The sequence below is a fragment of the Allobosea sp. RCC_152_1 genome, assembly GCF_041360765.1.
Classification (GTDB): domain Bacteria; phylum Pseudomonadota; class Alphaproteobacteria; order Rhizobiales; family Beijerinckiaceae; genus Allobosea; species Allobosea spartocytisi.
In genome coordinates, this window is the sequence record NZ_JBFUPU010000002.1 from 502,647 (window position 1) to 527,470 (window position 24,824).

General features: G+C 65.6%; 18 protein-coding genes and 1 riboswitch. Of the genes, 14 read left to right on the forward strand and 4 right to left on the reverse strand.

Features of this window, described 5'->3' with window-relative positions; translation table 11 throughout:
- Positions 1-250: 250 nt before the first annotated feature.
- The 7 genes from AB6806_RS08760 to AB6806_RS08790 all read left to right on the forward strand — a co-directional run bounded on the left by AB6806_RS08760 (position 251) and on the right by AB6806_RS08790 (position 12,314).
- A complete protein-coding gene (locus AB6806_RS08760; protein ID WP_185747920.1) occupies positions 251-1,024 on the forward strand; it encodes a WecB/TagA/CpsF family glycosyltransferase in 774 nt (257 codons plus the stop codon).
- A 12-nt stretch (positions 1,025-1,036) separates the two neighbouring features.
- Positions 1,037-2,362, forward strand: a complete 1,326-nt coding sequence (wecB, locus tag AB6806_RS08765; protein ID WP_142021592.1) for a non-hydrolyzing UDP-N-acetylglucosamine 2-epimerase — start codon at positions 1,037-1,039, stop codon at positions 2,360-2,362.
- A 5-nt stretch (positions 2,363-2,367) separates the two neighbouring features.
- Complete coding sequence (locus AB6806_RS08770; protein WP_133562697.1) at positions 2,368-3,549, forward strand: glycosyltransferase family 2 protein; 1,182 nt, start codon at positions 2,368-2,370, stop codon at positions 3,547-3,549.
- Positions 3,550-3,586: 37 nt separating this feature from the next.
- The gene (locus AB6806_RS08775) at positions 3,587-4,561 is read left to right on the forward strand and encodes a hypothetical protein (protein ID WP_370954442.1); all 975 of its coding nucleotides are present in this window, start codon (positions 3,587-3,589) and stop codon (positions 4,559-4,561) included.
- A gap of 610 nt (positions 4,562-5,171) precedes the next feature.
- On the forward strand, positions 5,172-7,901 hold the full coding sequence (locus AB6806_RS08780) for a hypothetical protein (protein WP_370954443.1): 2,730 nt from the start codon (positions 5,172-5,174) through the stop codon (positions 7,899-7,901).
- A gap of 105 nt (positions 7,902-8,006) precedes the next feature.
- Entirely contained in the window at positions 8,007-10,289 is a 2,283-nt protein-coding gene (locus AB6806_RS08785) for a type I secretion system permease/ATPase (RefSeq protein WP_081925178.1), read from the forward strand.
- Positions 10,290-10,379: 90 nt separating this feature from the next.
- Positions 10,380-12,314 (forward strand): HlyD family type I secretion periplasmic adaptor subunit, encoded by a 1,935-nt coding sequence (locus tag AB6806_RS08790; RefSeq protein WP_370954444.1) that lies wholly within the window; start codon positions 10,380-10,382, stop codon positions 12,312-12,314.
- A 220-nt stretch (positions 12,315-12,534) separates the two neighbouring features.
- Here the strand turns inward: AB6806_RS08790 and AB6806_RS08795 are convergent, their stop codons facing one another.
- The 4 genes from AB6806_RS08795 to AB6806_RS08810 all read right to left on the reverse strand — a co-directional run bounded on the left by AB6806_RS08795 (position 12,535) and on the right by AB6806_RS08810 (position 16,963).
- On the reverse strand, positions 12,535-13,077 hold the full coding sequence (locus AB6806_RS08795) for a sigma-70 family RNA polymerase sigma factor (protein ID WP_370954445.1): 543 nt from the start codon (positions 13,075-13,077) through the stop codon (positions 12,535-12,537).
- A gap of 161 nt (positions 13,078-13,238) precedes the next feature.
- Positions 13,239-14,531: a polysaccharide biosynthesis/export family protein gene (locus AB6806_RS08800; protein WP_038359423.1), complete on the reverse strand. Its 1,293-nt coding sequence runs from the start codon at positions 14,529-14,531 to the stop codon at positions 13,239-13,241.
- A gap of 17 nt (positions 14,532-14,548) precedes the next feature.
- A complete protein-coding gene (locus AB6806_RS08805) occupies positions 14,549-16,117 on the reverse strand; it encodes a Wzz/FepE/Etk N-terminal domain-containing protein (RefSeq protein WP_142021589.1) in 1,569 nt (522 codons plus the stop codon).
- Positions 16,118-16,246: 129 nt separating this feature from the next.
- The gene (locus tag AB6806_RS08810) at positions 16,247-16,963 is read right to left on the reverse strand and encodes a DUF3102 domain-containing protein (protein ID WP_370954446.1); all 717 of its coding nucleotides are present in this window, start codon (positions 16,961-16,963) and stop codon (positions 16,247-16,249) included.
- Between the two features lie 579 nt (positions 16,964-17,542).
- Positions 17,543-17,752, forward strand: a riboswitch (cobalamin riboswitch).
- Between the two features lie 212 nt (positions 17,753-17,964).
- On the opposite strand from AB6806_RS08810, the gene AB6806_RS08815 reads away from it, so the two are divergent.
- From AB6806_RS08815 to AB6806_RS08845, 7 genes are all read left to right on the forward strand, one after another.
- Positions 17,965-19,002 carry an ABC transporter substrate-binding protein gene (locus AB6806_RS08815; protein WP_370954447.1) on the forward strand — a complete coding sequence of 346 codons (1,038 nt, stop codon included), beginning with the start codon at positions 17,965-17,967 and terminating at the stop codon, positions 19,000-19,002.
- Entirely contained in the window at positions 18,999-20,042 is a 1,044-nt protein-coding gene (locus AB6806_RS08820; protein WP_038359430.1) for a FecCD family ABC transporter permease, read from the forward strand. Before AB6806_RS08815 ends, AB6806_RS08820 begins: the two co-directional genes overlap by 4 nt.
- Positions 20,043-20,052: 10 nt before the next feature.
- Entirely contained in the window at positions 20,053-20,835 is a 783-nt protein-coding gene (locus tag AB6806_RS08825) for an ABC transporter ATP-binding protein (RefSeq protein ID WP_112762843.1), read from the forward strand.
- Positions 20,836-21,256: 421 nt separating this feature from the next.
- On the forward strand, positions 21,257-21,724 hold the full coding sequence (locus tag AB6806_RS08830; protein WP_113252690.1) for a (2Fe-2S)-binding protein: 468 nt from the start codon (positions 21,257-21,259) through the stop codon (positions 21,722-21,724).
- 17 nt (positions 21,725-21,741) lie between these two features.
- Positions 21,742-23,925, forward strand: a complete 2,184-nt coding sequence (locus AB6806_RS08835) for a xanthine dehydrogenase family protein molybdopterin-binding subunit (RefSeq protein WP_142021587.1) — start codon at positions 21,742-21,744, stop codon at positions 23,923-23,925.
- Positions 23,903-24,367, forward strand: a complete 465-nt coding sequence (gene soxX, locus AB6806_RS08840) for a sulfur oxidation c-type cytochrome SoxX (protein ID WP_142021586.1) — start codon at positions 23,903-23,905, stop codon at positions 24,365-24,367. The genes AB6806_RS08835 and soxX overlap by 23 nt, the downstream gene beginning before the upstream one ends.
- A complete protein-coding gene (locus AB6806_RS08845; RefSeq protein WP_370954448.1) occupies positions 24,330-24,821 on the forward strand; it encodes a thiosulfate oxidation carrier protein SoxY in 492 nt (163 codons plus the stop codon). Before soxX ends, AB6806_RS08845 begins: the two co-directional genes overlap by 38 nt.
- Positions 24,822-24,824: the final 3 nt, after the last annotated feature.

A 24,824-nucleotide genomic window follows, 5' to 3' on the forward strand; every position in this document is an offset into this window, starting at 1 on the left:
CGTTAACGCGCAGATCGCTCAGTTAAGACATCAAGAGAACGATGAAACCGCGTTTTGCGCGAACAAACCCACCGCGTCGACCATTATCTTACCAAACGGCATGCAGCACGGCCTGCGGCGATCTCCGCCGCGCGGCCTAAGTCAATCTGCCGTGTTCGCTTGGGGTCTCCGGCCTGAGGGATTTGCGATGCCATCAGACACTGCGCGGCTTTCCGTATCCGAAGCCACTGAGCTTCCCCCATCTGAAGCGATGCCACCGGCTCAGGTCCAGATCCTGAACGGCCGCTTCGACAAGCTCTCGGCCGACCAGACCGTCGAGGAGCTCATGCGGACCATCCGGGCCGGAGAGCGCGGCATCCTCTCGACGGTGAACGTCGCGATCCTGATGATGATGCGGTCCAACCCGCGCCTGCAACGCTTCGTCGATTCGTCGCGATGGATCGTGGCCGATGGACAGCCGCTCGTCTGGGCCTCGCATCTCCGGCAGCAGCCCCTGCCCGAGCGTGTCGCCGGCATCGACCTGATCGACCAGCTCTGCGCCCGCGCCGTCCAGGAGGGGGTCGGCGTCTATTTTCTCGGCGCCGAGAGCAGCACGGTACGCGAGGCCGTCAATGTGCTCCAGGACCGGCATCGCGGGCTCGATGTCCGCGGCTATGCCGATGGCTATTTCGGCCCCGAGCAGGCTGAAGCCCGCGCGCGGGCCGTGGCGGAAAGCGGCGCCGAACTCCTCTTCGTCGCGATGGGCGTGCCGCGGCAGGAATATTTCATCGAGGAGCAGTGGGATAATCTCGGCGCGCGGGTCGTCATCGGCGTCGGCGGCAGCTTCGATGTCATCGCGGGACGGCGCAAGCGGGCCCCCGCCTTCATCCAGCGCGCCGGGCTCGAATGGGCTTACCGTCTCATCCAGGAACCGCGCCGGCTGTTCAGGCGCTACCTGATCACGAACTCCCAGTTCCTCGGCCTGATTTCCTGGAGCGCCATCGCCCAGGTCTCCCATCCCCGGCGCGTCGTCCCGCGACCCTGAACGAGGATTGAGATGGCAACCCGCAAGCGAATTCTCGTCGTGATGGGCACGCGGCCCGAGGCCATCAAGCTCGCGCCGCTCATCCTGAAGGCGAATGCCGACCCCGAACGTTTCGAGGTGCTGGCGGTGCGCACCAGCCAGCACCGGGAAATGCTCGACCAGGTCGTGACCTATTTCGACCTGCCGATCCTCGCCGACCTCAACATCATGCGCAAAGACCAGAACCTCGCCCATGTCACGATGGCGGCGCTGGGAGGCCTGCAGCGGGTGATCGCCAAGGCCCGGCCCGATGTCGTCGTCGTGCAGGGCGACACCACGACGAGCTTCGTCGGGGCGCTGGCGGCATTCTACGAAAACATCCCCGTCGCCCATGTCGAAGCCGGGCTGAGGACCTATGACAAGCGCGCGCCCTTTCCGGAGGAGGTCTATCGCCGCCTGACGAGCGTCATCGCGGACTATCATTTCGCGCCGACCGAAACGTCGCGATACAACCTGCTCAAGGAGAATGTGCCGGCGGAGACGATCTGGGTCACCGGGAACACCGCGATCGACGCGCTGTTCCTCACGCTGGCGAAGGCAGCCCCCGAGCCGGTGCGCCGCGCGGCAGCACAGACACTCCTTCTCACCACCCATCGCCGGGAGAACCATGGCGAGCCGATGCAGCGCATCTGCGAGGCGATCCTGATCCTGTTGCAGGGTTTCCCGAACCTGCGGGTGGTCTGCCCCGTCCATCTCAGCCCGCGCGTCCGCCAGGTCGTCGGCCCGATGCTGGGCTCGCATCCGCGCGTGTCGCTGATCGAGCCGCTCGGCTACGAGCAATTCGTGCTGGCGATGAATGGCGCCCACATTATCCTTTCGGATTCCGGCGGCGTCCAGGAAGAGGCGCCTGCGCTCGGCAAGCCGGTTCTCGTCCTGCGCGATACGACCGAACGGCCGGAAGCCGTCGAAGCCGGCACCGCCCGCCTCGTCGGAACGGAAGTCGACTCGATCGTCTCGGCCTGCAAGGAGCTGCTCACGGACCCCGAAGCCTATCGCGCCATGGCCCAGGCCAGGAATCCGTTCGGCGACGGCCATGCTTCCGAACAGATCCTCGACGTCCTGGCCCGGTCGCTCGGCAGCACGGATCGCCGCGAGCGGACCGACCCCGCCAAGGCGCTCGAAACCTTCCCGCATGCAGCCCGTTCGTCGGTCGCAGCCGTCCTCAACGCCGGCCCATCCGCAACGCCGCAAGGCTTCGCCACCGCCGCCAAACCGCGCCGCGCGCGCCGTGAGACGGCGCTCGCGGCCGACACGGTCGCGCTGATGCCATCGGGACTTCAGGGACCGGGATCGTCGTGATCGCCATGGTCGACGCAGTCACCCATGCTCTGCTCGCTCTTGGTCTCCTGACGGCGATCCCGGTCGCCTTCCTCGTCGTCCAGATCGGCGCGGCGCTCCTGCCCGCGAGGCGGTCCGTGTCGGTCATCTCCATGCCCTGTCCGCGTTTCGTGGCGGTCATGCCCGCCCATGACGAAGAAGCCGTCATCGCGCGCAGCATTGCCTCGATCATGGCTCAATTGCCCGCCGCGGGGCACTTGCTCGTGGTGGCCGACAACTGCTCCGACGACACCGCGCGCATCGCTTCGAGCGCCGGGGCGGAGGTCGTCATCCGCCAGGACACGACACGGCTCGGAAAGGGCTACGCGCTGGATCACGGCATCCGCGCCCTCGCGGCCGATCCGCCGCAAGTCGTCATCGTCGTCGACGCCGATTGCGAGGTCGCGCCCGGGACGCTCGAGTTTCTAGCGAAGCGTTGCGTCGCGACGGGGCGCCCGGTCCAGGCGCGCTATACGATGCTGGCGCCTCCCTTGCCGAGCTCGGCCGACAAGGTTTCCCGGCTGGCCTGGACGATCAAGACCTTCGTGCGGCCGCTGGGCTCCGCGCGTCTCGGCTGGCCTTGCCAGTTGATGGGCTCCGGCATGGCGCTGCCCTTCGCCCTCGTCACCCGGCTCGATCTCGCGACCGGCCATCTCGCAGAAGATCAGAAATTCGGTGCCGAGCTCGCGCTCGCCGGGTCATCGCCGCTCTTCTGCCCGGACGCGCAGGTCGTCAGCCAGCTTCCCCAGGGGGAAACGGGCAAGCGCCAGCAGCGCACGCGGTGGGAGCATGGACATCTGGCGGTCATCGGGCAGTTCTTCCTGCCATTGATCCGGCGTGTGGTCTCGAAACCGAGCCTGCACCTCCTCGCATTCACGCTCGACCTGTGCATTCCGCCCCTGACGCTTCTGGCCCTGTCCCTGATGCTGATAGGCGGCCTGAATCTCTCCTGGTTCGCAGCGACGGGTGCGGCGAGCCCGCTCGTCGCCTCCTCGGTCGTGCTGGCCGGCTTCGCCGGAGCGATCGTCGTCGCGTGGCGGCGTTTCGGCCAGGAGATCATTTCCGGGCGCGAGCTGGCGGCGGGCCCGGCCTATTGCCTGCTCAAGATCCCCTCCTTCATCCGCTTCTTCATTCATCGCCAGGTCGATTGGATCCGGACGGAGCGGTGATGACGGATGCGGATCGATCGCTCTGGAACTCGGCCGGATGAGATCACGCCGCGCACCGCCTGTCCTTCATGCCCCGCCGGTCCGGGCGCTGGCCCGGCTCGCCATTTCCCTCGCGATCGCGATGGGGTGCTGCTCACCCGCTCTGGCGAACAATGCGTGCGGCGCCGGCGGCGGCAGGCAGCCCTGCACATTCACGCTCGGCCAGCGGCCCTTCGCGGCGAGCTCCTCCTGGAACAGGCCGATCGCGCCGGATGCGACCTTCGAAAAGCTCGCCTGGCCACCCGGCGCCCTCTTCGGCGTGGCCTGGGACAGCTACTCGCCCGCAATTCACGTCAGCTCGGCCTCGGACCCCGTCGTATCCGTCGAACACCCGGCAAGCTGGGGACGTCCCGCCGGTGTCGCCAGCATTCGCATCCCGGTCGGGGTCGATGGCGCCCAGGGGACCGACGGCGAACTGCTGGTCATCGATGGCGGCACCGTCCATAATCTCTGGCAGTTCAAGCGGTTGAGCGCCGACAGGGCCACCGCGCGGTCCTACGCTGCGGCGGACATCGTCACCGGCGACGGTTGGGGTCGCACATCGCCCTTTCTCGGCGCGGGCATCGTGGCGGCCGGCTCGAGCCAGCTTGCCGGCCTGCTGGTTCAGGCCGAGACCGATCGGGGTGAAATAACGCACGCCTTGCAGATCGCGATCGATGCGGCCCTGGCGCGGCCGGGCCGCATCGGTGAGGCGATCAACGGTGACGGCAGAAATCCGGAGGGCCTCGTCCAGGAAGGCGAACGTCTGGCCATCCCGGCCACCATGCCGATGCCGCCGGGGCTATCGCCGCTCGGGCAGAAGGTCTTTCGCGCCTACCGGACCTACGGCGCCTTCGTGATCGACGTGGCCGGGGGCATCACGAACCTGCGCGCCCAGGCGAATGCCTATGACGAGGCAACGATCACGGCGCTTCAGCAGGACCTGACACGGATATCGCCGCTGCTTCAGCGTGTGAGGCGGCCGGCCGACTGAACAGCCGACAACACGGCCGTGAGGACCTCCCGATCACAGCGCCTGTCTCGCCGGCAACGCAAGACCGCCTCCGCGATACCGGGATCAGCCACAATGCCCCTGTGAGGCTCATCCGTTCATCTCGACGAGGCTCGGCGCCTTTGCCTGCGTCGGATCGAAAAGCGCCGAAATCGGCTCAATCGTGGCAACTTTGCGGCAACCGAGCCTATTGACTCGAACCAGGTCGCGCCTGCACAGCGCATCGGGCATGGCGTTTGCCATACGTCAGGTCTAGGCGGCGGTATATGGCACGCATACGCGACGCGTTAACCATATTGTACATGATGTCAACATCCGCATCCACAGAGACCGGCGGGATATCCACAAAAATCGACGTCGCGACATTTTCTCTTTGGCATCATATTCCAAACACGATATCTGGCCACGTTCGTTAGTGGATGGGAATATGATTCGCCGCCTGTGATATGGCGATGACCCGTCATCCACCCGCCGATCTCGCAGCATGCCTGGCTAATCGCTGCGTTGTCTCCTCGGAACGGCGTTAAATACCTGCCTGGCCTATCCATACCCGCACGCCGTTCCTCCTGGATAAGCTAAGGAATATAGGCATATGACCTCACTCGAAACTCGCCCATTTTCTGCGTCTTCGAGTTGGAATACTCCAGTATCAAGCAATGCAACCTTCACTAAACTTGGATGGCCCGCCTCGACGGGATACAACTACAGTGTAGCATGGGATAGTTACTCTCCTTCGGTTTACGTTGCTTCTGCCTCTGACCCGCTGGTTCAAGTCACTTACCCCCCGGGGTGGGGTTATCCTGGCGGCACCGTCAGTGTTCACATGCCGGCAGCGGCGAACGGCGCCGCGGGTACTGACGGCGAACTGATCGTCATCGATGGCGACGTCGCGTACAACTTCTGGCAATTCAACCGGACCAGCAACACGACAGCATCGGCTGCGTCGTTCGGGTCCGAAAACATCGTCACCGGCGATGGCTGGGGCACCAAGTCGCCCTTCCTCAGCGCGGGCATCACGGCTGCCGGCGCCAGTCAGCTCGGCGGTCTGCTCGTCAAGGCGGAAACGGATGACGGCGTGATCGATCACGCGCTGCAGCTCGCCGTCGATTTCTCGCTCGCCAAGCCCGGCGCCGTCGGCCAGGCCATCTCCAGCGACGGCAGCAACGCGTCGGGTATCGTCCAGGAAGGGCAGCTCCTCGCGATTCCGCCGGGCACCCCGATGCCTGCCGGCCTCTCTCCGCTGGGCCAGCAGGTCTTCAAGGCCATGCAGACCTATGGCGCCTATGTCATCGATGTGGCGGGCGGCACGACCAATATTCGCGCGCAGGCCAACGCCTACGACGACGCGACGATGACCGCGTTGTGGCACGACATGGGAAACATCACCCCCCTGCTGCAGGGTGTGTCCAATAACTCGGGCTCCGGAAGCACGGGCGGTACGGGAGGCACGGTCACCGATCCGCCGCCGGTCATCACCAACCCGCCGCCGGTCACGACCCAGCCGACCACCGACACCACCAAGCCGACCGTGCAGTGGGTTGCGGCCAACGGCCCCGGCGTCGTCAACGGCACCGGTACCGTCAAGGCCGGCGACACCGTGCGCCTGACGCTGAAGTTCAGCGAGGCGGTCGATGTCAGCGGCACCGCGATCCTGTCGCTGAACGACAAGGGCACCGCGAAATATGTGAGCGGTACCGGCACCGACACCTTGCAGTTCGACTACAAGGTCGCCGCCGGCGAGAACACCGCCGATCTCGCGATCAGCGGCTACGACCTCTCCGGCGTGAAGGACAAGGCCGGCAACGCTGTCGACCTCAACGGCGCTCCGACGCTGCCGGCGGGAACACTGGTCGTCGATACTTCGACCTCGACCGGCACCACGACGCCGAAGGATACCACGGCGCCGACGGTGCAATGGATCGCCGCGACCGGTGCCGGCATCACCAACGGCACCGGCACCGTCAAGGCTGGCGACACCGTCCGGCTGTCGGTCAACTTCAACGAGGGAGTGACCGTCAACGGTACGCCGACCCTGTCGCTGAACACCGGCGGCACCGCCAAATATGTCGGCGGCGCAGGCACCAGCACGCTGCAGTTCGACTATGTGGTGAAGGCCGGCGAGAAAGCCTCCGACCTCGCGGTCGCCGGCTACAATCTGAAGGGTGTGACGGACCTGGCGGGCAATGCCGCCAATGCTGCCGGCGCGCCGCTTCAGCCGGCCGGAGTGCTGGCCGTCGGCGGCTCCGCGGCGAAAGTCCAGTGGATCGCCGCGACCGGAACCGAGCTCAGCAACGGCACCGGCACCGTCAAGGCCGGCAACACCGTTCGGCTCTCGGTCAACTTCAATGACGTGATGACCGTCAGCGGGACTCCGACCCTGTCGCTGAACAGCGGCGGCACCGCCAAATATGTCGGCGGCGCGGGGACCAGCACCTTGCAGTTCGACTACAAGGTGCAGGCCGGCGAGAAGGCCTCCGACCTCGAAGTCGCCCGCTATAATCTGGGCGGCGTCAAGGATCGGGCTGGCAATGCCGTCGATATTGCCGGCGCGCCACATCAGCCGGCCGGGGTTCTGGCCGTCGGCGCCACGACGGCGAGCGACCCCACGGCGCCCAAGGTGCAATGGATCGCCGCGAGCGGTTCCGGCATCAGCGACGGCAGCGGCACCGTCAAGGCGGGCGACACCGTCTGGCTGTCCGTCAACTTCAAGGACGCGATGACCGTCAACGGCGCGCCGTCCCTGTCGTTGAGCAGCGGCGGCACCGCCAAATACGTCAGCGGTTCCGGCACCAACACCCTGCAGTTCAAATATGTGGTGGGAGCCGGCGAAAGCGCGCCCGATCTCGAAGTCTCGGGATACGATCTGAAGGGCGTGACGGACCGCGCGGGCAAGAGCGTCAACATTGCCGGCGCGCCGCATCAGCCGGCTGGCGTGCTGACCATCGCCGCCGATGCGTCGGCGGGTACGGCGTCGGTCAATCCGTTGGCCAAGACTGTCGCCTCCGCGGCGTCCGACCTCGCGGCCCCCGCGACGGTAACGTCCGGCACCTCCGCGCAGACGGCGTCGCAGCAGTGGTTCGGCGGCCATGGCGGCAGCGTGACGGATGCCGCCTTCGGCAGCGGCAGGACGCTCGGCTACTCCGGTTCCCAGGATGGAGGCGCGAGCGCCGATCCGTCCCAGGGGTCGGCGATGTCGAAGCTCGCTTTGCTCAATCAGTACGCGGCGTCGAGTTTCGCCACGCCCGCGCCGACGTCCTTCGGGGCGATGACGCAGGCCTGGTTGAACTCCTCCACCCAGACGCTCGCGAAGCCACGCGGCTGACTTAAAGCGGAGGCGCCGGGTCTGGCGCCTCCGCACCGACGCGAATTCGAAAAAATGTCCCGTGCGCGCGAGGCCTTCCTCGCGCGCACGCCTCAAACAGCATGTATGCGGGGCCACCACTTGGAAAATCCCGATAACGATACCCATCCGCGATCTGACGACGGCCTGACTGCGCTCATCTTCATCCTGCGCAGCCAGGGCGTGAGCGTCCTTCCGGAACAGATCCAGCATCAATTTCCCGGTCGGCCGATCGGGGTCTCGGAAATGATCCGATGCGCCAAGGGCCTGGGCCTCAAGGCTCGCTCGGTGACGACGAGCTGGGAGCGGCTGGCGCGCACGCCGCTGCCGGTGATCGCCGCGATGCGCGACGGCAGCTTCCTGGTCCTGGGCCGCTGCGGCGAGGACCAGATCCTCGTCCAGGCGCCGAACGCCCCGCGGCCGAGCGTGATGTCGCGAGCCGAGCTCGAAGCGATCTGGGACGGCCGGCTCGTCCTGATGACGAAGCGCGCGACGCTGACCGACCTCGCCCGCCGTTTCGACATCACCTGGTTCATGGGCGCGATCCACAAATATCGCTGGCTTCTCGGCGAAGTCCTGATCGCGTCCTTCTTCCTCCAGTTCTTCGGCCTGATCTCGCCCCTGTTCTTCCAGGTCGTCATCGACAAGGTGCTCGTACATCGCAGCATGAGCACGCTGGACGTGCTGGTCATCGGGCTGGTCGCCATTGCCGTATTCGAAGTCGTCCTCGGCGCGCTCAGGACCTATCTGTTCTCGCACACCACCAACCGGATCGACGTCGAGCTCGGCGCGCGCCTGTTCCGCCATCTGCTGGCGCTGCCGATCGGCTATTTCCAGGCACGTCGCGTCGGCGATTCCGTCGCCCGCGTGCGTGAGCTCGAGAACATCCGCAACTTCCTCACGAGTTCGGGGCTGACGCTCGTCATCGACCTGTTCTTCACGATCGTCTTCGTGGCCGCGCTGTTCTTCTATTCGCCGCTGCTGACCTGGATCGTGCTGGCGTCGCTGCCGCTCTACATCGCGATATCCGTAGGCGTCACCCCGCTCTTCCGCCGCTATCTCGACGACAAGTTCGCCCGCGGCGCCGAGAACCAGGCCTTCCTGGTCGAGAGCGTGACGGCGGTCGAAACGCTCAAGGCCATGGCGATCGAGCCCCAGATGCAGCAGCGCTGGGAGGAGCAGCTCGCCGCCTATATCGCCGCGAGCTTCCGGGTGCTGAGCCTGGGCAACGTCGCCAGTCAGGCCGTTCAGCTCATCAGCAAGCTGGTGACCGCGGCGATCCTCTATGTCGGCGCCAAGCTGGTCATCGCCGGCAACCTTTCGGTGGGCGAGCTCGTCGCGTTCAACCTGCTCGCCGGCCGCGTCAGCGGACCCGTCCTGCGACTGGCCCAGATCTGGCAGGACTTCCATCAGGCGCGGCTTTCGATCGCCCGCCTCGGCGATATTCTGAACACCACCCCCGAGCCTGCCTATAATCCCTCCCGGACGGCCCTTCCCGCCATCCGCGGCGACATCAGCTTCGAGCATGTGACGTTCCGCTACCGGATCGACGGCCCGGAGATCCTCCACAAGGTCAGCCTGAGCATTCCGGCCGGGCAGATGATCGGGATCGTGGGACCCTCAGGCTCCGGCAAGAGCACGCTGGCCAAGCTCGCCCAGAGGCTCTACGTGCCGGAAAGCGGCCGGGTTCTGGTCGACGGCATCGACGTCGCCCAGATCGACCCGTCCTGGCTGCGTCGCCAGATCGGCGTCGTCCTGCAGGACAATATCCTGTTCAACCGCTCGGTGCGCGACAACATCGCCCTGGCCGACCCCGCCCTTCCGGCGGATAAGGTGATCGAAGTCGCGAAACTGGCGGGCGCGCACGACTTCATCCTCAAATTGCCGGAGGGCTACGACACGATCGTCGGTGAGCGCGGCGGCAGCCTGTCGGGCGGGCAGCGGCAGCGTATCGCCATCGCCCGGGCCCTGGCGACCGATCCCCGCGTCCTGATCTTCGATGAGGCGACGAGTGCGCTCGACTACGAGAGCGAGCACATCATCCAGCAGAACATGACGCAGATCGCGCGTTCCCGGACCGTGCTCGTCATCGCGCACCGTCTCTCCACCCTACGGATGGCCGATCGCATCGTCACCATCGAAGGCGGCCGCCTGATCGAGGACGGCACTCACGAGCAACTGATGCGCACCGGCGGCCGCTACGCCACCTTGCATCGGCTTCAGTCCGGATTGCCGGAGGCCGCAAACACGCAGGCCGCGGCGGGTCAGGCCGCGTCCCGATCCGGGGCGTGGGGGCCCTCCCCACTGACAACGCTCGCGGGGCATCAGCCGTCCAACCTGGCCACCGCCCGTACCCACAAGCATCTTTGAGACGTCGGATGACCGCATCCTCCACAACCCCGGGAGCCTCTACGCCGCGCTGATTTCCCTCGGGAAAGCAGCGGCGACGAGAAAAAAGCCATGCACGCGCTCACGAATGATCAATCGGGACTTTTCGCACTGGAGATGCTGCTGCGCCTGCGCGGCGCCATCGCCACGAAGGAAGACCTTCGCAACCATCTCGGTGACGGCGCCGTCGGCGTCACCGAGATCCTGAAGGGCGCACGGGCCTATGGCTTTGTCGCCCGCTCCTTCTCCTCGACATGGGACAAGCTGGCCGAGCTTCCGCTGCCTTGCATTGCGGCGCTTCGCAACGGCGGCTTCCTCCTGCTCGGAAAGGTCAATCACGAGAACGCGGTCGTCGTCGCGTCGAACATCACGCAGCCGACCTTGATGACGCGGGCCGAATTCGAAGACCAGTGGGGCGGGCGTCTGGTCTTGCTGAAGCAGGCGAAGACGGCTGCCGAGAACATGCCGCGCCTCGACAGGGCCGTGGCGATCAGGGCGCGTCAGGCTCTGACGTCAACGGCGGAATGGGGCGCTCGCAACACCCGCGCCGCCGTGACGAGCCTCGCCACGCGCTCACAGGCCCTTCAGCAGGCCGTCATCGCCCGATCGACCGATGAGAAGAACCTGCGCTCCCTGGAGCTCGCATTTCTGCCGGCCGCGCTCGAAATCGTCGAGACGCCGCCCTCCCCGCTCGGGCGCATCATCGGCCTGAGCATCGTCTCCATCTTCGCCGCCGCCTTGCTCTGGGCCTGCATCGGCACCGTCGACATCGTCGCCGTCGCGCCCGGAAAGATCATCCCCAGCGACCGGACCAAGATGGTCCAGCCCTTCGAGACCGGTGTCGTGCGCGAGATCAAGGTCCGCGACGGCCAGAGCGTCAAGGCAGGCGACGTGTTGGTCGATCTCGACTCGACGACCGCCGATGCCGAGGTCGGTCATCTGCAGAGCGATCTGATGGCCGCTCGCCTCGATATCGCGAGGCTGCGGGCGGCGATCGCCAACAAGGAAGACCCCCTTTCGGCGTTTACTCCACCCAAGGACGCGTCTGCTGACCTGGTGCAGATGTATCGCGGCCTCCTCCTCAGCCAGAGCAGCGAGCAGAAGGCCAAGCTCGCGAGCATCGATGGACAGCTGGCGCAGAAGGCGGCGGAGCGCGACACGATTCAGGCCTCCGTCGACAAGCTGAAGAACACGCTCGTGCCGCTCCAGCAACGCGTCGAGATTCGCGAGCAGCTTTTCCAGAAGGAGCTCGGCTCCAAGGTCACCTATCTCACCGAATTGCAGGATCTCGTCGGCCAGCGTCAGGACATCCTCGTTCAGGAGAAGCGCGGCAGCGAAACCAATGCCGCGGTCACCGCCTTGACCGAGACGCGCGCGAAGACCGTGGCGGAGTACGAGCGAACCCTGTTCGACGACCTGACCAAGGCCCAGCAGAAGGAGGCCGGCTTCAGGCGGGACATCGTCAAGGCCGAGCAGCGCAGGAACCTGCAGAGGCTGACGGCCCCGGTCGACGGCATCGTGCAGCAGCTCGCGATTCATACGATCGGCGGCGTCGTCACGCCGGCGCAGACGCTGATGTACATCGTTCCGGCAGACAGCCGGCTGGAAATCGAGGCGATGATCTCGAACCGCGACATCGGCTTCGTCAGCGCCGGCCAGGAAGCCGCCGTCAAGATCGACACCTTCAATTTCACCCGCTACGGCCTGCTGCGCGGCACCATCCTCAGCATCTCGCAGGATGCCATCCCGCGCGACAAGATTCCCGACACCGCCGGTGACAAAACCTCGGGAGCGGGAAACGACAGCAGCGAACCGCGCGGGCAGGAACTCCTCTACGCCGCGCGCATCTCGCTCGACCGCACGCAACTCGCGATCGAGGACAAGCAGGTCAACCTGTCGCCCGGCATGGCCGTGACGGCGGAGGTCAAGACCGGCCGGCGGCGGATCATCAGCTATCTGCTCTCGCCGCTCTCCCGCTACCAGCACGACAGCATGCGGGAACGCTAAGGCATTTTCGAGCGAAACGGACACCGGTTCGCGTAAAGAAAATGCGATAAAACAAAGAGATGGATCATTTCCGCGATTCAGGGAAACGCGGAAATGATCCAGGAGCCGGCTCGGGGGGACCCGGACCGAAAGCTTCCTGTCGGGCCGGATTTCGCATTCGGCCCGATGCCGTGGGCGTCCCTCTTTTCGGCGTCTCCGAAAGCCGCTGTTCCCGGTGCGTTCAGGCAAGCCGCCGTGTCGCGCCGGCGGCCTGATGGACCGCCATGACCGCCCGGACCCGGCTGTCGAAACCGATCTCGCTGATGTTGTCGATCCCGAGCAAGGCTGCCAGCCGCGAACGGGCGCGGTTGATCCTGCTCTTGATCGTTCCGGTGGTGGTTCGACAAAGCGTCGCCGTATCCTCGTAGGAAAGCCCCGCCGCGCCGACCAGCATCAGCGCCTCGCGCTGATCGAACGGAATTTCGCGCAGGGCCGCACAGAACTCCTTGTATTCCAGCAGGCCCTCCTGCTCCGGCGCCGCGCGCAGCGACTCGGAATAGCAGCCATCGGCGTCCTCGACCTCGTGGCGCCGCCGGCGCAGATCGGAGAGGTAGCAGTTTCGCAGGATCGTCGTCAGCCAGGCACCGAGATTGGTGCCGGGCCGGAAGGTGTGGATCTTGCTGATCGCGCGCATCAGCGTTTCCTGCACGAGATCGTCTGACCTGTCCGCGCTTCGGCTGAGGGACATGGCATAGGCGCGCAATTGCGGCTCGAATGTCAGCATTTGCTGCTGAAGGGAGAGAGAGCCGGCTTCCAATTTCCCGGAATTATTGTCTCCGCAGGCCATCGTCGATCTCCCACTCACAACCACGAGACAAAACCATCCACCGCTCGCAGGCGAAACGAGCCTGCGTTCCCGGCAGCGCGGACCGCGCAGCCGAACCGTTACTGCTTCACTTTGGCCGGCATCATCATGTTGGTCTGCTCGAGCGGACCGGCGATGCCGAGCCCTCCTCCGGGGATGATGCTCCGCTGGACCCTGAGCACGTCTCCGGGCAGGAGCTCCATGCTCTCCGGCGCGTCGATCGTCTCGGACTTTCCGTCCTGGATGCGGACGACCGTCAGGCTGCGGGTCTCGACAGGGCCGTCGGAGTTTCCGATCAGCGTCGGGACGGTCACCTTGGCCTCCACGAGAAGACTCCGGTTGGTGTCGAATTTCACGCTGACCTCGTCGAGATCCATCCGGACCTTCTGCACCTCGGCGGTCAGGGACGCGTTGCGCTCGCTCTTCAGGTCGAAGATCCTCTGGTCGGCCTGCGTGATGTTCTGGCGCGACCGCAGGATCAGCGTCTGGAAGCCCTGCTCGTTCATTTCGAGCTGCGCCTGCATGCGTTCGAGGTTCGCCAGGCGGCTGATCGTCGTCAGGCCACGCTTGACCAGGTCCCGAACCTCCTTGAGCTCCTTCTCGACGCTCGCGACCTGGACCTTGTTGGCCTCGATCTGGCGCTTGATCGCCTCGATCTCGCGCTCATACAGGGCCCGGTTCTGCTCCAGGCTGTCGATCTGGGTCTTCAGGGAGTCGACATGGATGTTCAGGAGCGAACGCTCCTCGTCGATCAGTTGCCTCACCCCGCCATCGCTCTGCGACCGGGCGAGAAGCTCGGGCGGAAACTGGATGTCGCTCCTCATCACCAGCTCGGAGTTCAGGCGGGCCCGGCGCGCCGTCAGCTCGTAATACCGCCTGACGAGATTCCGCATATCGCCGGTGATGTTGATGCTGTCGCGGTCGAGCCGCATCAGGCCGGGGTCACTGAACCGCAGCCACCCGCCGGCCAGGCTGACGACTTGCAGAACGGTCATGCCCGGGCGGAACTGATACTCGCCGGGCTTCTGCACGTCGCCCAGCACATAGACCGGCCGGGTCTCGAGGACCTCGACCGAGGCGCCGGGCTTGTCGGAAATGCCGGAGCGCACAAAGCGCTCGGCAATCTGGCCCGCGATTTCCTTGGTCGAAAGGCCGTTGACGGGAATATCCCCGATCGGCGCGATGGAGATCGTTCCATTCGCGCGGACTTTGTATTCACCGCTCAGCTCAGGATACTGAAAGATCTTGATCTTGAGCTTGTCATCGGCCCGAACGACGTAGTCGGACGTCGCGCGCACAGTGTTGCCGTTGAGCGTGAACAGGACCAGTGAAACTGTCCCGACGACATTTACCCATGAACGGCTTCGCTTCATCGTAGCACCTCTCCGCTTCATGACGATCCGGCAACCGGCTCGATAGGCATCGCAGGCCCGAACAGGCCTCGTCCGGCGGCCATCAACCCTTCCGCCTCCCAGAGCTTGTCCCCGAAACGGCCGATCATCCGGTCATCGACCATGTTCAAAACCGCTCCGATGAAATCCGACGGCGCCGCGCCGGAGACCGTGAAGGCGCGCTCGATCCGCTCCATCTCGGCGCCGCCCCATTTCATCACCAGCAGGATTCCGTCGATGTTCTGCGCGGCCATGCGAAACTCGGGACCGCGTTCGAGGGCCGGCAGGCAGACGACGATCAGGTCGTAGGCTGCCAGCGATGTCTGATCGCAATGCATCCACCAGTTGGCGACGCCCTCGCCGGTGCCGGGAGGAGGCGTGATGAGAAGATCGGGTCCGTCGCCGCCATTGTTCCAGAGGCTGCCGCCGAGCGGCTGCGGCTGCGTCCCCGAGAATGCCGGCGCGGAGGACATCTCCCTCGCGGACGATCGCGACGTCTCGCTGCCGCCGGCCTCCACGAGCAGAACCTTCCTCTGGCTGCGCGCGGCCATCTGGGCGAGGTGCCGCGCCACGGTCGTCGCGCCATCTCCTGCGATCGAGGAGGCGACGCCGACGGTGCGTGCCTTGGCCGCCTCGATCGCGACCGTCGCCCGCAGAAGCGTTTGCGCCAGCAAGGCTTCAGGCAGGCGATCCTGGCCGGCACGCTGCCGAGCCTGGCTCGAAATCGCGGGCTTGCCGCTTTTGAACAAGGGGATCGCGCCGATGCACTCCAGGCCGAAACGCTGAATCTGCGCGGCACTGCGGATCGTCTTGTCCCGGAAGTCGAGAAACAGCGCCAGCGCCGCCCCGATCACCAATCCGGCCATGACCGTAGCCATGATGATCAGGATCTTCCGCGGTCCGTTGGGCTTGTCCGGAGCGAGCGCCGGCGTCATCACATAGACGCTGGGTCCCAAGCCCTGCAGCCGCTCGCGCAGCAATGGCGAGCGCTCGCCATCCTGCTCCGCGTTGAGACGCGCCTGGAGCATGACCTGGCTGATGCCATTGGCGATGAGCGCGGACTTCTCCGGATCGGAGGTCGTGACGTCGACGAGGATCGTGTGACTGGTTCCGACCCGCTTGACCGCGATGCTCCTGGCGAGGGACTCGATGGCGGCTTCCTGCTTCGCGCGGCTCTCGTCGGAGGTCGCTGGCGACGTGCCGGAAAGCCACCGGGCGAGCCCCTGAAACGCCGTCGCCGCGGGAACGAACTCGGAATCCTCGGTAAGGTCCAGCGACCCTACGACCTTGGCCAGGGTACCGCGCGAGCGGATGACCTCGCTCTCGTTCTCGACCTGCGTGAGATCGGCGCGCCCGAGGGAAATGACGAGGTCGGGGCCGGGCTGAACTTCCTTCACATAGACCAGGAGCTGCGTCGACGCCGTATAGCTCGCTGGCCTCAGCACCGTGTAGAGCAGGCCAAGCATCGCCGCGAGACCGACACATGCGGCAATGAGCTTCCAGCGGCGGCGTAGGCTGAGAAGGCCGAATGTTGTGGAGGGCTGGCGCTCGTCAATATAGACCGACATTGGGCTTCCGATCTGTATCCACCGACCATTTGATGTCTTTGCAGGAACTCCGTTCCCTCAAAGACGGCGTTCGCAAGTCACACAACGCGAATACGCGGACTGTAAGTCACGATAAAACTTCGATATTTTTCACTGCAGCTTTGCGGGAACGAATTCGCACGATTGATTCGTCGCTGTACTGGGCAAAGCCAATTCCAGATGCTCGGCGTCCACAACACGCGCCGCTCTCATCCAGACAAAGGCTCTGTTCCAGACCTCCCAGCTCATCTCCTCCATGATGAGCCCGTAATCCTCCGGGCTGAGCCGCCGCAAAATCAGCTCAGCCACCCTGCGGGCCCGGTCCGCGCCCGGGTCGTTTCGCCTCCCTTCGGCGGGCCCGTTAAGCTCGCGCGCGGGAAGAAACGACGAGGAGAATCCTTCCTGCGCCGGACGCTGCACCGCCTCCATCCTGGTCTTGCGCGTATCCACGACCTGCGAATGCAGCTCGCTGCGGGACACACGCTCACCGTTCTCGAGTCGCTGCAGGATGGTGGTGCGAACCGCCGGCGGGGTCGTCTTGGCGAGATAGACACGAAGCGTCGATGGAACCATCAGCGCGACGAGCTTCGCATTCGCATCGGAATCGGCGCCGCGCGCCAGCTTCATCAGGTCCTGCGCGGTCCTGATCTTGAACTCGCACGCCTTTTCGACCCATTTGACGAAGACCCCGTGGGGCAGCCGCTCCTTGACGCGAAGGAGCTCGCGGCCGATTTCCACAGCATGTTCGGTCGCAGCCCGACGCAGGAGCTTGATCCTTTGCGCGGCATCCTGCAATTCTGTCGCGGAGAACTGTGCATTCGGCAACACGGCTATACCCTCACTCAACCCACAGTACTATTCAGCTTACGCTTGGTGCACTGCACCGTGAAGCGAGCAAAGGGGTTCCCGTCGGCGCAAAGGGAGTAGCTCCTTGAGGCGACACGCGATGCGTTCACGACGCCGGCGCGGCGACAGAGATCAAATAAAAATCTGATTTATATCAGTTACTTACCATATTTAAGGAGAATTGGAGCTACCCCCGTTCCGCTCTACGGGAAGTGAAATGAGCCTCGCTTTTCGGAAGCTCCCGCCTGATGGCAGCTCGGCCTCCCTTCAGAAACATTACCTTACGTAAGTATCAAGACGGGATGCCGCGCGGCAGAAATCGCCGCAAGCGAGATCTTGGCTGCCGGAAGGTCACGCCCGCAGTGAACCGATCTCCTGGCAGGGCGAACCAGAAACCCGGGCAGCAACATGGCCAGTGACGCTGCGTCGAGCGGAGAAAGCCCGGACATCACACCGGTCTGCGAAGCCGCCGCGCCTGGGCCCCAGATCTACAGTGCCGGCGGCATATCGACGTCGATCATGATGGTCCCGAACCGAGCTTGACGGTGCGGCACGACCTTATAGGTTGGACGTGATCGAGGTTCTCCAGATTCAGCCTGGAGCTAAGAGGGAATTCGGTGAGGCGCGTTGCGCCAAAGCCGAGGCTGCCCCCGCAACTGTAAGCGGCGAGCTCTCCGTCCATCGTCCACTGGCGCGTGCCGCGCCGGGAAGGCCGGGCGGAACCGGCGTCGACCCGCGAGCCAGGAGACCTGCCCCGGTCATCGAAGACGTCTTTCGGACGGGGTGTTCCGGAGGTGTGTGTCGGTGATGGCCATGCGGCCGTCATCCGTCCGCATCCTGCGCAGCTCCCGCATCCGTCATCTCGGGGAGCGATGAAGTCCATGTTCATGAAGACCGCCGGCCGCGCTGTCGCGGGGAGCTTGACGGCTGCGCGCCGCTCGCCCTATCAGAAATGTAACAACGTTTCATATAAGGCTTCCTCTGTGCCGATTGCGCGCCCTCTCGTCCGCCTGCTTCAATGGCCCGTCCTGGCATTCCTCGGCAGCCTGGCCGCGGGCGCGGCCGTCGCAGCGCCGACCCAGTATCCGCTGACGCTGGAGAACTGCCGCGAGACGATCACCTTCAACGCCGCGCCCAAACGCGTCGTCTCGATCGGCCAGACGCAGACCGAGATCCTCTATGCGCTCGGCCTCGGCGACCGCGTCGTCGGCACCGCCGTCTGGTTCTCGCCCATCGCCAAGCCCTATGAGGCGATCAATGCCAAGGTGAAGCGCCTCGCCGACAACGACCCGAGCTTCGAGGCGGTTCTCGCGCAGGAGCCGGACCTCGTTACCGCGATGTTCGAATGGCATGTCGGCCCCAACGGCATCGTCGGCAAGCGCGATCAGTTCGCCAAGGTCAAGGTGCCCACCTATGTCTCGCCGACCGATTGCGTCGGCAAGGACAATTCCGGCGGCGGCGACGGTGTGCGCACCCAGATGTTCACGATGGAGCTGGTCTATCGCAACATCCGCGAATTCGGGCAGATCTTCGACGTGTCCGACCGCGCCGAGACGCTCGTCGCCGAGCTCAAGGCGCGCGAGGAGAAGGCGGTCCAGGCGGTGGCGGATGCAAAGGTCAAGGACGTGCCGGTCGTCGTCTGGTTCTCCAGCAAGGACATCAAGGGCGACGGCTTCATGGCCGGCAGGAACGGCGTGCCCGCCTACATCCTGTCGAAGCTCGGGGCGCGCAATATCATCACGACCAATGAGGAATGGCCGTTGGTCGGCTGGGAGAGCATCGCTGCCGCCAATCCCGCGGTCATCGTCACGGTGAAGATGGATCGCCGCCGCTTTCCGGCCGATGATATCGAGAAGAAGCTCGATTTCCTGAAAACCGACCCCGTCGCCAGCAAGCTCGACGCGGTGAAGAACAATCGCATCGTCATCATGGATGTCGGAGCGACCCGCGCCGGGCTCGATACGGTGGACGGCATCGAGACGCTCGCCAAGGCGATCGCCGGCTTCGGTCTGACTCCTTGAGCCACGCAGCCCACGGCCCGAACTGGCCGGCGCGGATCGCCGTCGCGCTGGTTTCGCTGCTGGCGCTCACCTTCGCGGTGGCGCTGGCGGTGACGATCGGCGAGATGCGCATCCCGTTGGAGACGGCGTTGAAGGCGCTCGGCAACGGGCTGTTCGATCTCGATTGGCCTGTCAGCGCGATCCAGCAGGGCGTGATCTTCGACTATCGCCTCAGCCGGGCGCTGATGGCGGGGTTGTGCGGCGGCGCGCTCGCTCTCTCAGGCGCAATCCTGCAGGCGCTGCTGCGCAATCCCCTGGCGGAGCCTTACGTTCTCGGCATCTCGGCGGGAGCCTCGACCGGCGCCGTCGCGGTGCTGATCCTCGGCGTCAGCATCGGCGGCACGGCGCTGACGGTCTCGGCCGGCGCCTTCATCGGCTCCTGCGCCGCGCTCGCGGTGGTCGCGCTCCTGGCGACCGGAGCGGGCGGGGCGAGCGATCGCGTCATCCTCGCCGGTGTCGCCACCTCGCAGCTCTTCAACGCGGCGACCGCCACGATCGTGACGACGCTCGCCAGCGCCGAGCAGGCGCGGGGCGTGATGTTCTGGCTCCTTGGGAATTTCGGCGGCGTCCGCTGGCCGGACCTCTGGATTGCGGCGCCGGTCGCCTTCATCGGCTTCGGCATCTGCATGCTGCACGCCAAGGCGCTCGACGCCTTCGCTTTCGGCGTCGACGCGGCCGCCTCGCTCGGCGTCGCGGTCACGCGGGTGAAAATCGTGCTCTTCGCCACGACCGCGGTGATGACCGCCGTGATGGTCTCGATCGTCGGAACGGTGGGCTTCGTTGGGCTGATCATTCCCCATGCCGCCCGTTTCCTCGTCGGTTCCGGCCATGCCCGGCTTTTGCCCGCCTGCCTCGTCATCGGTGCGATCTTCATGATCCTCGCCGACATCCTGTCGCGCGTGCTGATCCCGCAGCAGATCCTGCCGATCGGCGTGGTCACCGCGCTGTTCGGCGCGCCGGTCTTCGCCTTGATCCTCTATCGCGCCAGGAAACCCAAATGATGGGGCCGACATGACGCTCGCGATGCGGGAGGTGCGCTGGGGCACGGCCGGCCGGATGATCATCGACGGGGTGACGCTGCAGGCGGCGCCCGGCCGGGTGCTCGGCCTGATCGGTCCGAACGGCTCGGGCAAATCGAGCCTTCTCAGGCTGCTTTGCCGGTTGCGCAATGTCGCGAGCGGCGTCGTCATGCTCGATGGGCGTGACATCGCCGGCGTGGCGCGGCGCGATCTCGCGCGCCGCCTCGCCTTCGTGGAGCAGCAGGCGACGACCGAGATCCAGCTCTCCGTCTGCGACGTCGTCCGCCTCGGCCGCACGCCGCATCGCGCCGCGCTGGCATCCTGGAGCACGGCGGACGAGGCAGCGGTGAACGAAGCGCTGGCGCGGGTCGGGCTCGCGGAGCGGCACGACCAGTCCTGGCATACGCTGTCGGGCGGCGAGCGCCAGCGGGCCCATATCGCCCGGGCGCTGGCGCAGGAACCGAGCGAGCTGATCCTCGACGAGCCGACCAACCATCTCGACATCCAGCACCAGCTCGCGATCCTCAACCTCATCCGCCGCCTCGGCATCACCTGCATCATGGCGCTGCACGATCTCAACCTCGCAGCGATGTTCTGCGACGAGATCGCACTGCTGCATGAAGGGCGGCTGGAAGCGGCGGGTTCGCCGGATGAGGTCCTGACGAGCGAAACGATCCAACGCATCTTCGGCGTCGCGGTCGCGATCCGTCCCGGGGCGTCCGGGCGGCGTCACATCGAATACCTGATCGAGGCCGAGGGAAGAGAGCGGTCTTAATCGTTCCCGGCGCCCTGCGAGAGCAGGCCGCAACGCCATGTCGTTCGCGGGATCGAACGCGATCGACACATCGACCATATTGCGGGGCGGCCGCCTGACGACGTCACGCAGCCTCAGGCAATCCCGAGGTTCACATCTGCGTGAAACACGCAACGGTGGCTGAGCACCCGCTATGCGGGCAGAAGCGTCCGAATTGCGCGGAGTAAAAGCCGTTTTCGCACGATACGGCGCTGCATTCGCTCTTCTGGCAGCGCTCACGAAACGTGATCGGCCGATGCTGGCCGTTGGCGCCGCCGGACTTCTGAGTTTCAATCATTCCACTTCAAAAATCCTCGGCATGCTCGCACGGCATCCTGAGGCTTCCGGCGAGGCGCGTTGGCTCTCTCGCCGTCCTGCTTGAACCGAACCGGGAGGGTTTACGGTGACGAAGCTGAATGTGAATGGCCGGACTCTGGACGTCGCAGTCGATGGCGACACGCCGCTGCTCTGGGTGATCCGCGAACAAATCGGTCTGACCGGCACGAAATATGGCTGCGGCGTTGCCCAGTGCGGCGCCTGCACGGTCCATATCGACGGCGTCGCCACGCGCTCCTGCGCGCTGCCGGTCAGCGCCGTGACCGAGGAGCAGAAGATCGTCACGATCGAAGGGCTCTCCCCTGACGGAACCCACCCGGTCCAGCAGGCCTGGATCAAGCACGACGTGCCGCAATGCGGCTTCTGCCAGAGCGGCATGATCATGACCGCGGCTGCGCTGCTGCAGGCCAATCCGAAGCCGAGCGAAGCCGACATCGCCAGCGAGATGACCAATATCTGCCGCTGCGGCACCTATGTCCGCGTCAAGGCCGCGATCCTCGACGTCGCCGCCGGCGGCCAGCTCGGCCGCGGTTGAGGGAGAGGAGAGCGATCATGACCGTCTTATCCGCCCCCCGTTCTTTCCGCCCATCCCGCCGCCACATCCTCGCCGGTTCGGCCGCGGTTGCCGGCGCCTTCACCTTCGGCTTTTCCATTCCTGCCGGCGCTCAGCAGGCGGGAACCCCCGAGATCAATGCCTGGGTCGTCGTCCATCCCGACGACAAGGTGGTGATCCGCATCGCCCGTTCGGAAATGGGCCAGGGCACGCTCACCGGCCTCGCGCAGCTCGTCGCCGAGGAGCTCAATTGCGATTGGTCGAAGGTGACGACCGAATATCCGACGCCCGGCCAGAACATCGCGCGCAACCGCGTCTGGGGCAATTTCTCGACCGGCGGCAGCCGCGGCATCCGCGAGTCGCACGACTATGTCCGCAAGGGCGGCGCCGCGGCACGGATGATGCTGATCCAGGCTGCCGCCAACGAGTGGAAGGTGCCGGCGGCCGAATGCAGCGCCGAGAAGAGCGTGATCACGCACAAGGCGTCCGGCCGCTCGCTCCGTTACGGGCAGGTGGCCGCCGCAGCCGCGAAGCTGGAAGCGCCGAAGGAGGTGCCGCTCAAGGACCCGAAGGATTGGACGATCGCGGGCAAGGCGCTGCCGCGGCTCGACACGGTCGACAAGACCAACGGCAAGAAGATCTACGGCATGGATTTCAAGTTGCCGGGGATGCTCAACGCCGCGATCAAGGATTGCCCGGTCTTCGGCGGAAAGGTGAAGAGCTTCGATGCGGCCAAGGTCAGGGGCATGCCGGGCGTGAAGCATGTCCTGCCCGTCGGGGACAGCGCGGTCACCGTCGTTGCCGAGACCTGGTGGCAGGCCAAGACCGCGCTCGACGCGCTGCCGATCGAATGGGACGAGGGTCCCAACGCCAAGGTCACGAGCGAAAGCATCGCGGCCTGGCTGAAGGAAGGGCTCGATGCGCCCGACGCCGTGGTCGGCAACCAGAATGGCGACGCCAAGGGGGCGTTGGCCGGAGCCGCCCGCGTGGTCGAAGCGACCTACAGCTATCCCTTCCAGAATCACGCCTGCATGGAGGTGATGAACGCGACCGCGCTCTACACCCCCGAGAAATGCGAGGTCTGGACGCCGACGCAGAACGGCGAGGCAGCGCTGGCCGCCACCGCCGAGGCCTCGGGCCTGCCGCTGGCGAAATGCGAAGCCTACAAGATCGACCTCGGCGGCGGCTTCGGCCGGCGCGGTGCGGTGCATGACTGGGTCAGGCAGGTCGTCGCCATCGCCAAGCAGATCCCCGGCACGCCGGTGAAGCTGATCTGGTCGCGCGAGGAGGACATGCTGCACGGGCGTTTTCACCCGATCACGCAATGCAAGCTCAGGGCCGGACTCGACAAGGACGGCAATGTGACCGCGCTCCACATGCGCATCTCCGGTCAATCGATCGTCGCCGGCCTCTTCCCGCAGAACATCCAGAACGGGCGCGACCCGGTCGTTTTCCAGGGGCTCAACGCCCCCGGCCCCGAAGCCTCGATCGGATATTCCTTTCCCAACCTCCTGATCGACCATGCGATGCGCAACCCACATGTGCCGCCGGGCTTCTGGCGCGGCGTCAACCTCAACCAGAACACGATCTATCTGGAGAGCTTCATCGACGAACTCGCGCATGAAACGGGCAAGGACCCGCTCGAATTCCGGCGCTCGTTGATGAAGAGCCACCCCAAGCATCTTGCCGTGCTCAACGCTGCTGCGGAACGCGCCGAATGGGGCAAGCCCTTGCCGGACGGTGTCTTCCGCGGCATCTGCCAGACCATGGGGTTCGGCTCCTATGTCGCGGCGGTGGCGGAGGTTTCCGTCGGCGCCGATGGCAAGCTCACCATTCACCGTATCGTCGCGGCAACCGATCCGGGCCACGCCGTCAATCCGGCGCAGATCGAGCGGCAGGTCGAGGGCTCCTTCGTCTACGGCCTTTCGGCGGCGCTCTATGGCGAGATCACCATCAAGGATGGCCGCGTCGAGCAGGAGAACTTCGACACCTACGAGGTGATGCGCCTCGAGGCGATGCCGAAGGTCGAGACGGTGATCGTGCCGTCGGGCGGCTTCTGGGGCGGCGTCGGCGAACCGACCATCGCCGTCGCGGCGCCCGCCGTCCTGAACGCGATCTTCGCGGCCACGGGCAAGCGCGTCCGCTCGCTTCCGTTGAAGAATGCCGACCTGCGCAAGGCGTAACCGCGCGGCGGGCTGGGCGGGGGCCATCGTCCTCGCCCTGCTCGCCGGGCAGGTGGCGGCGCTGGAGCCTTACCGCATCGTCGCCGACACCATACCGGAACCGATGGGCGGGAAGGTCGGCGACGCGGCGCGCGGGGCGGCGCTCGTCAGGGACCGCGAGCGCGGCAACTGCCTGATCTGCCATCATGGCGACGATCCGGCCGAACCCTTCCAGGGTTCGATCGGGCCGCCGCTCAAGGGAGTAGGCGCAAGGCTCGACGCCGGGCAGATCCGGCTTCGGCTGGTCGATATGTCCCGGCTCGATCCCGAAACGGTGATGCCGCCCTACTTCCGTACGGAAAACATGCGAGACGTGGCGCCGGCCTATCGCGGCCAGCCCGCGCTCTCGGCACAGGAGATCGAGGATGTCGTTTCCTATCTCGCCTCGCTCAGGGCGCAGTGAGGCCCCGAGCCGCCGGGAGGCGGTCGCCATCGCTGCGGCGGGCCTGGCACTGGCGACATGGCCCGAGATGTCCAGCGCGGCTGAAACCGAGACGCTGGACGATCTCGTCCGGCGCGTCACGGAAGGCACGGTTCCGGCCGAGGGCGGTGTCAGGCTGGAGATCCCGGCGCTGGTCGAGAATGGAAATTCGGTGGATGTGCGCATCGCCGTCGACAGCCCGATGACCGAGGCCGCGCATGTTCGCTGGATCCATCTGATTGCCGACAAGAACCCCTTTCCGGACATGGCGCGGATCCATCTCTCGCCGCGTGCGGGCCGGGCGGAGGTGGCGATCACCTTGCGTCTCGCGCAATCGCAGACCGTCGCCGCGGTGGTTGCCCATAGCGACGGGCGCTACGCGATCGCCAGGGCGCCTGTCGTGGTGACGCTGAGCGCCTGCATCGACGGAGGCTGAGCG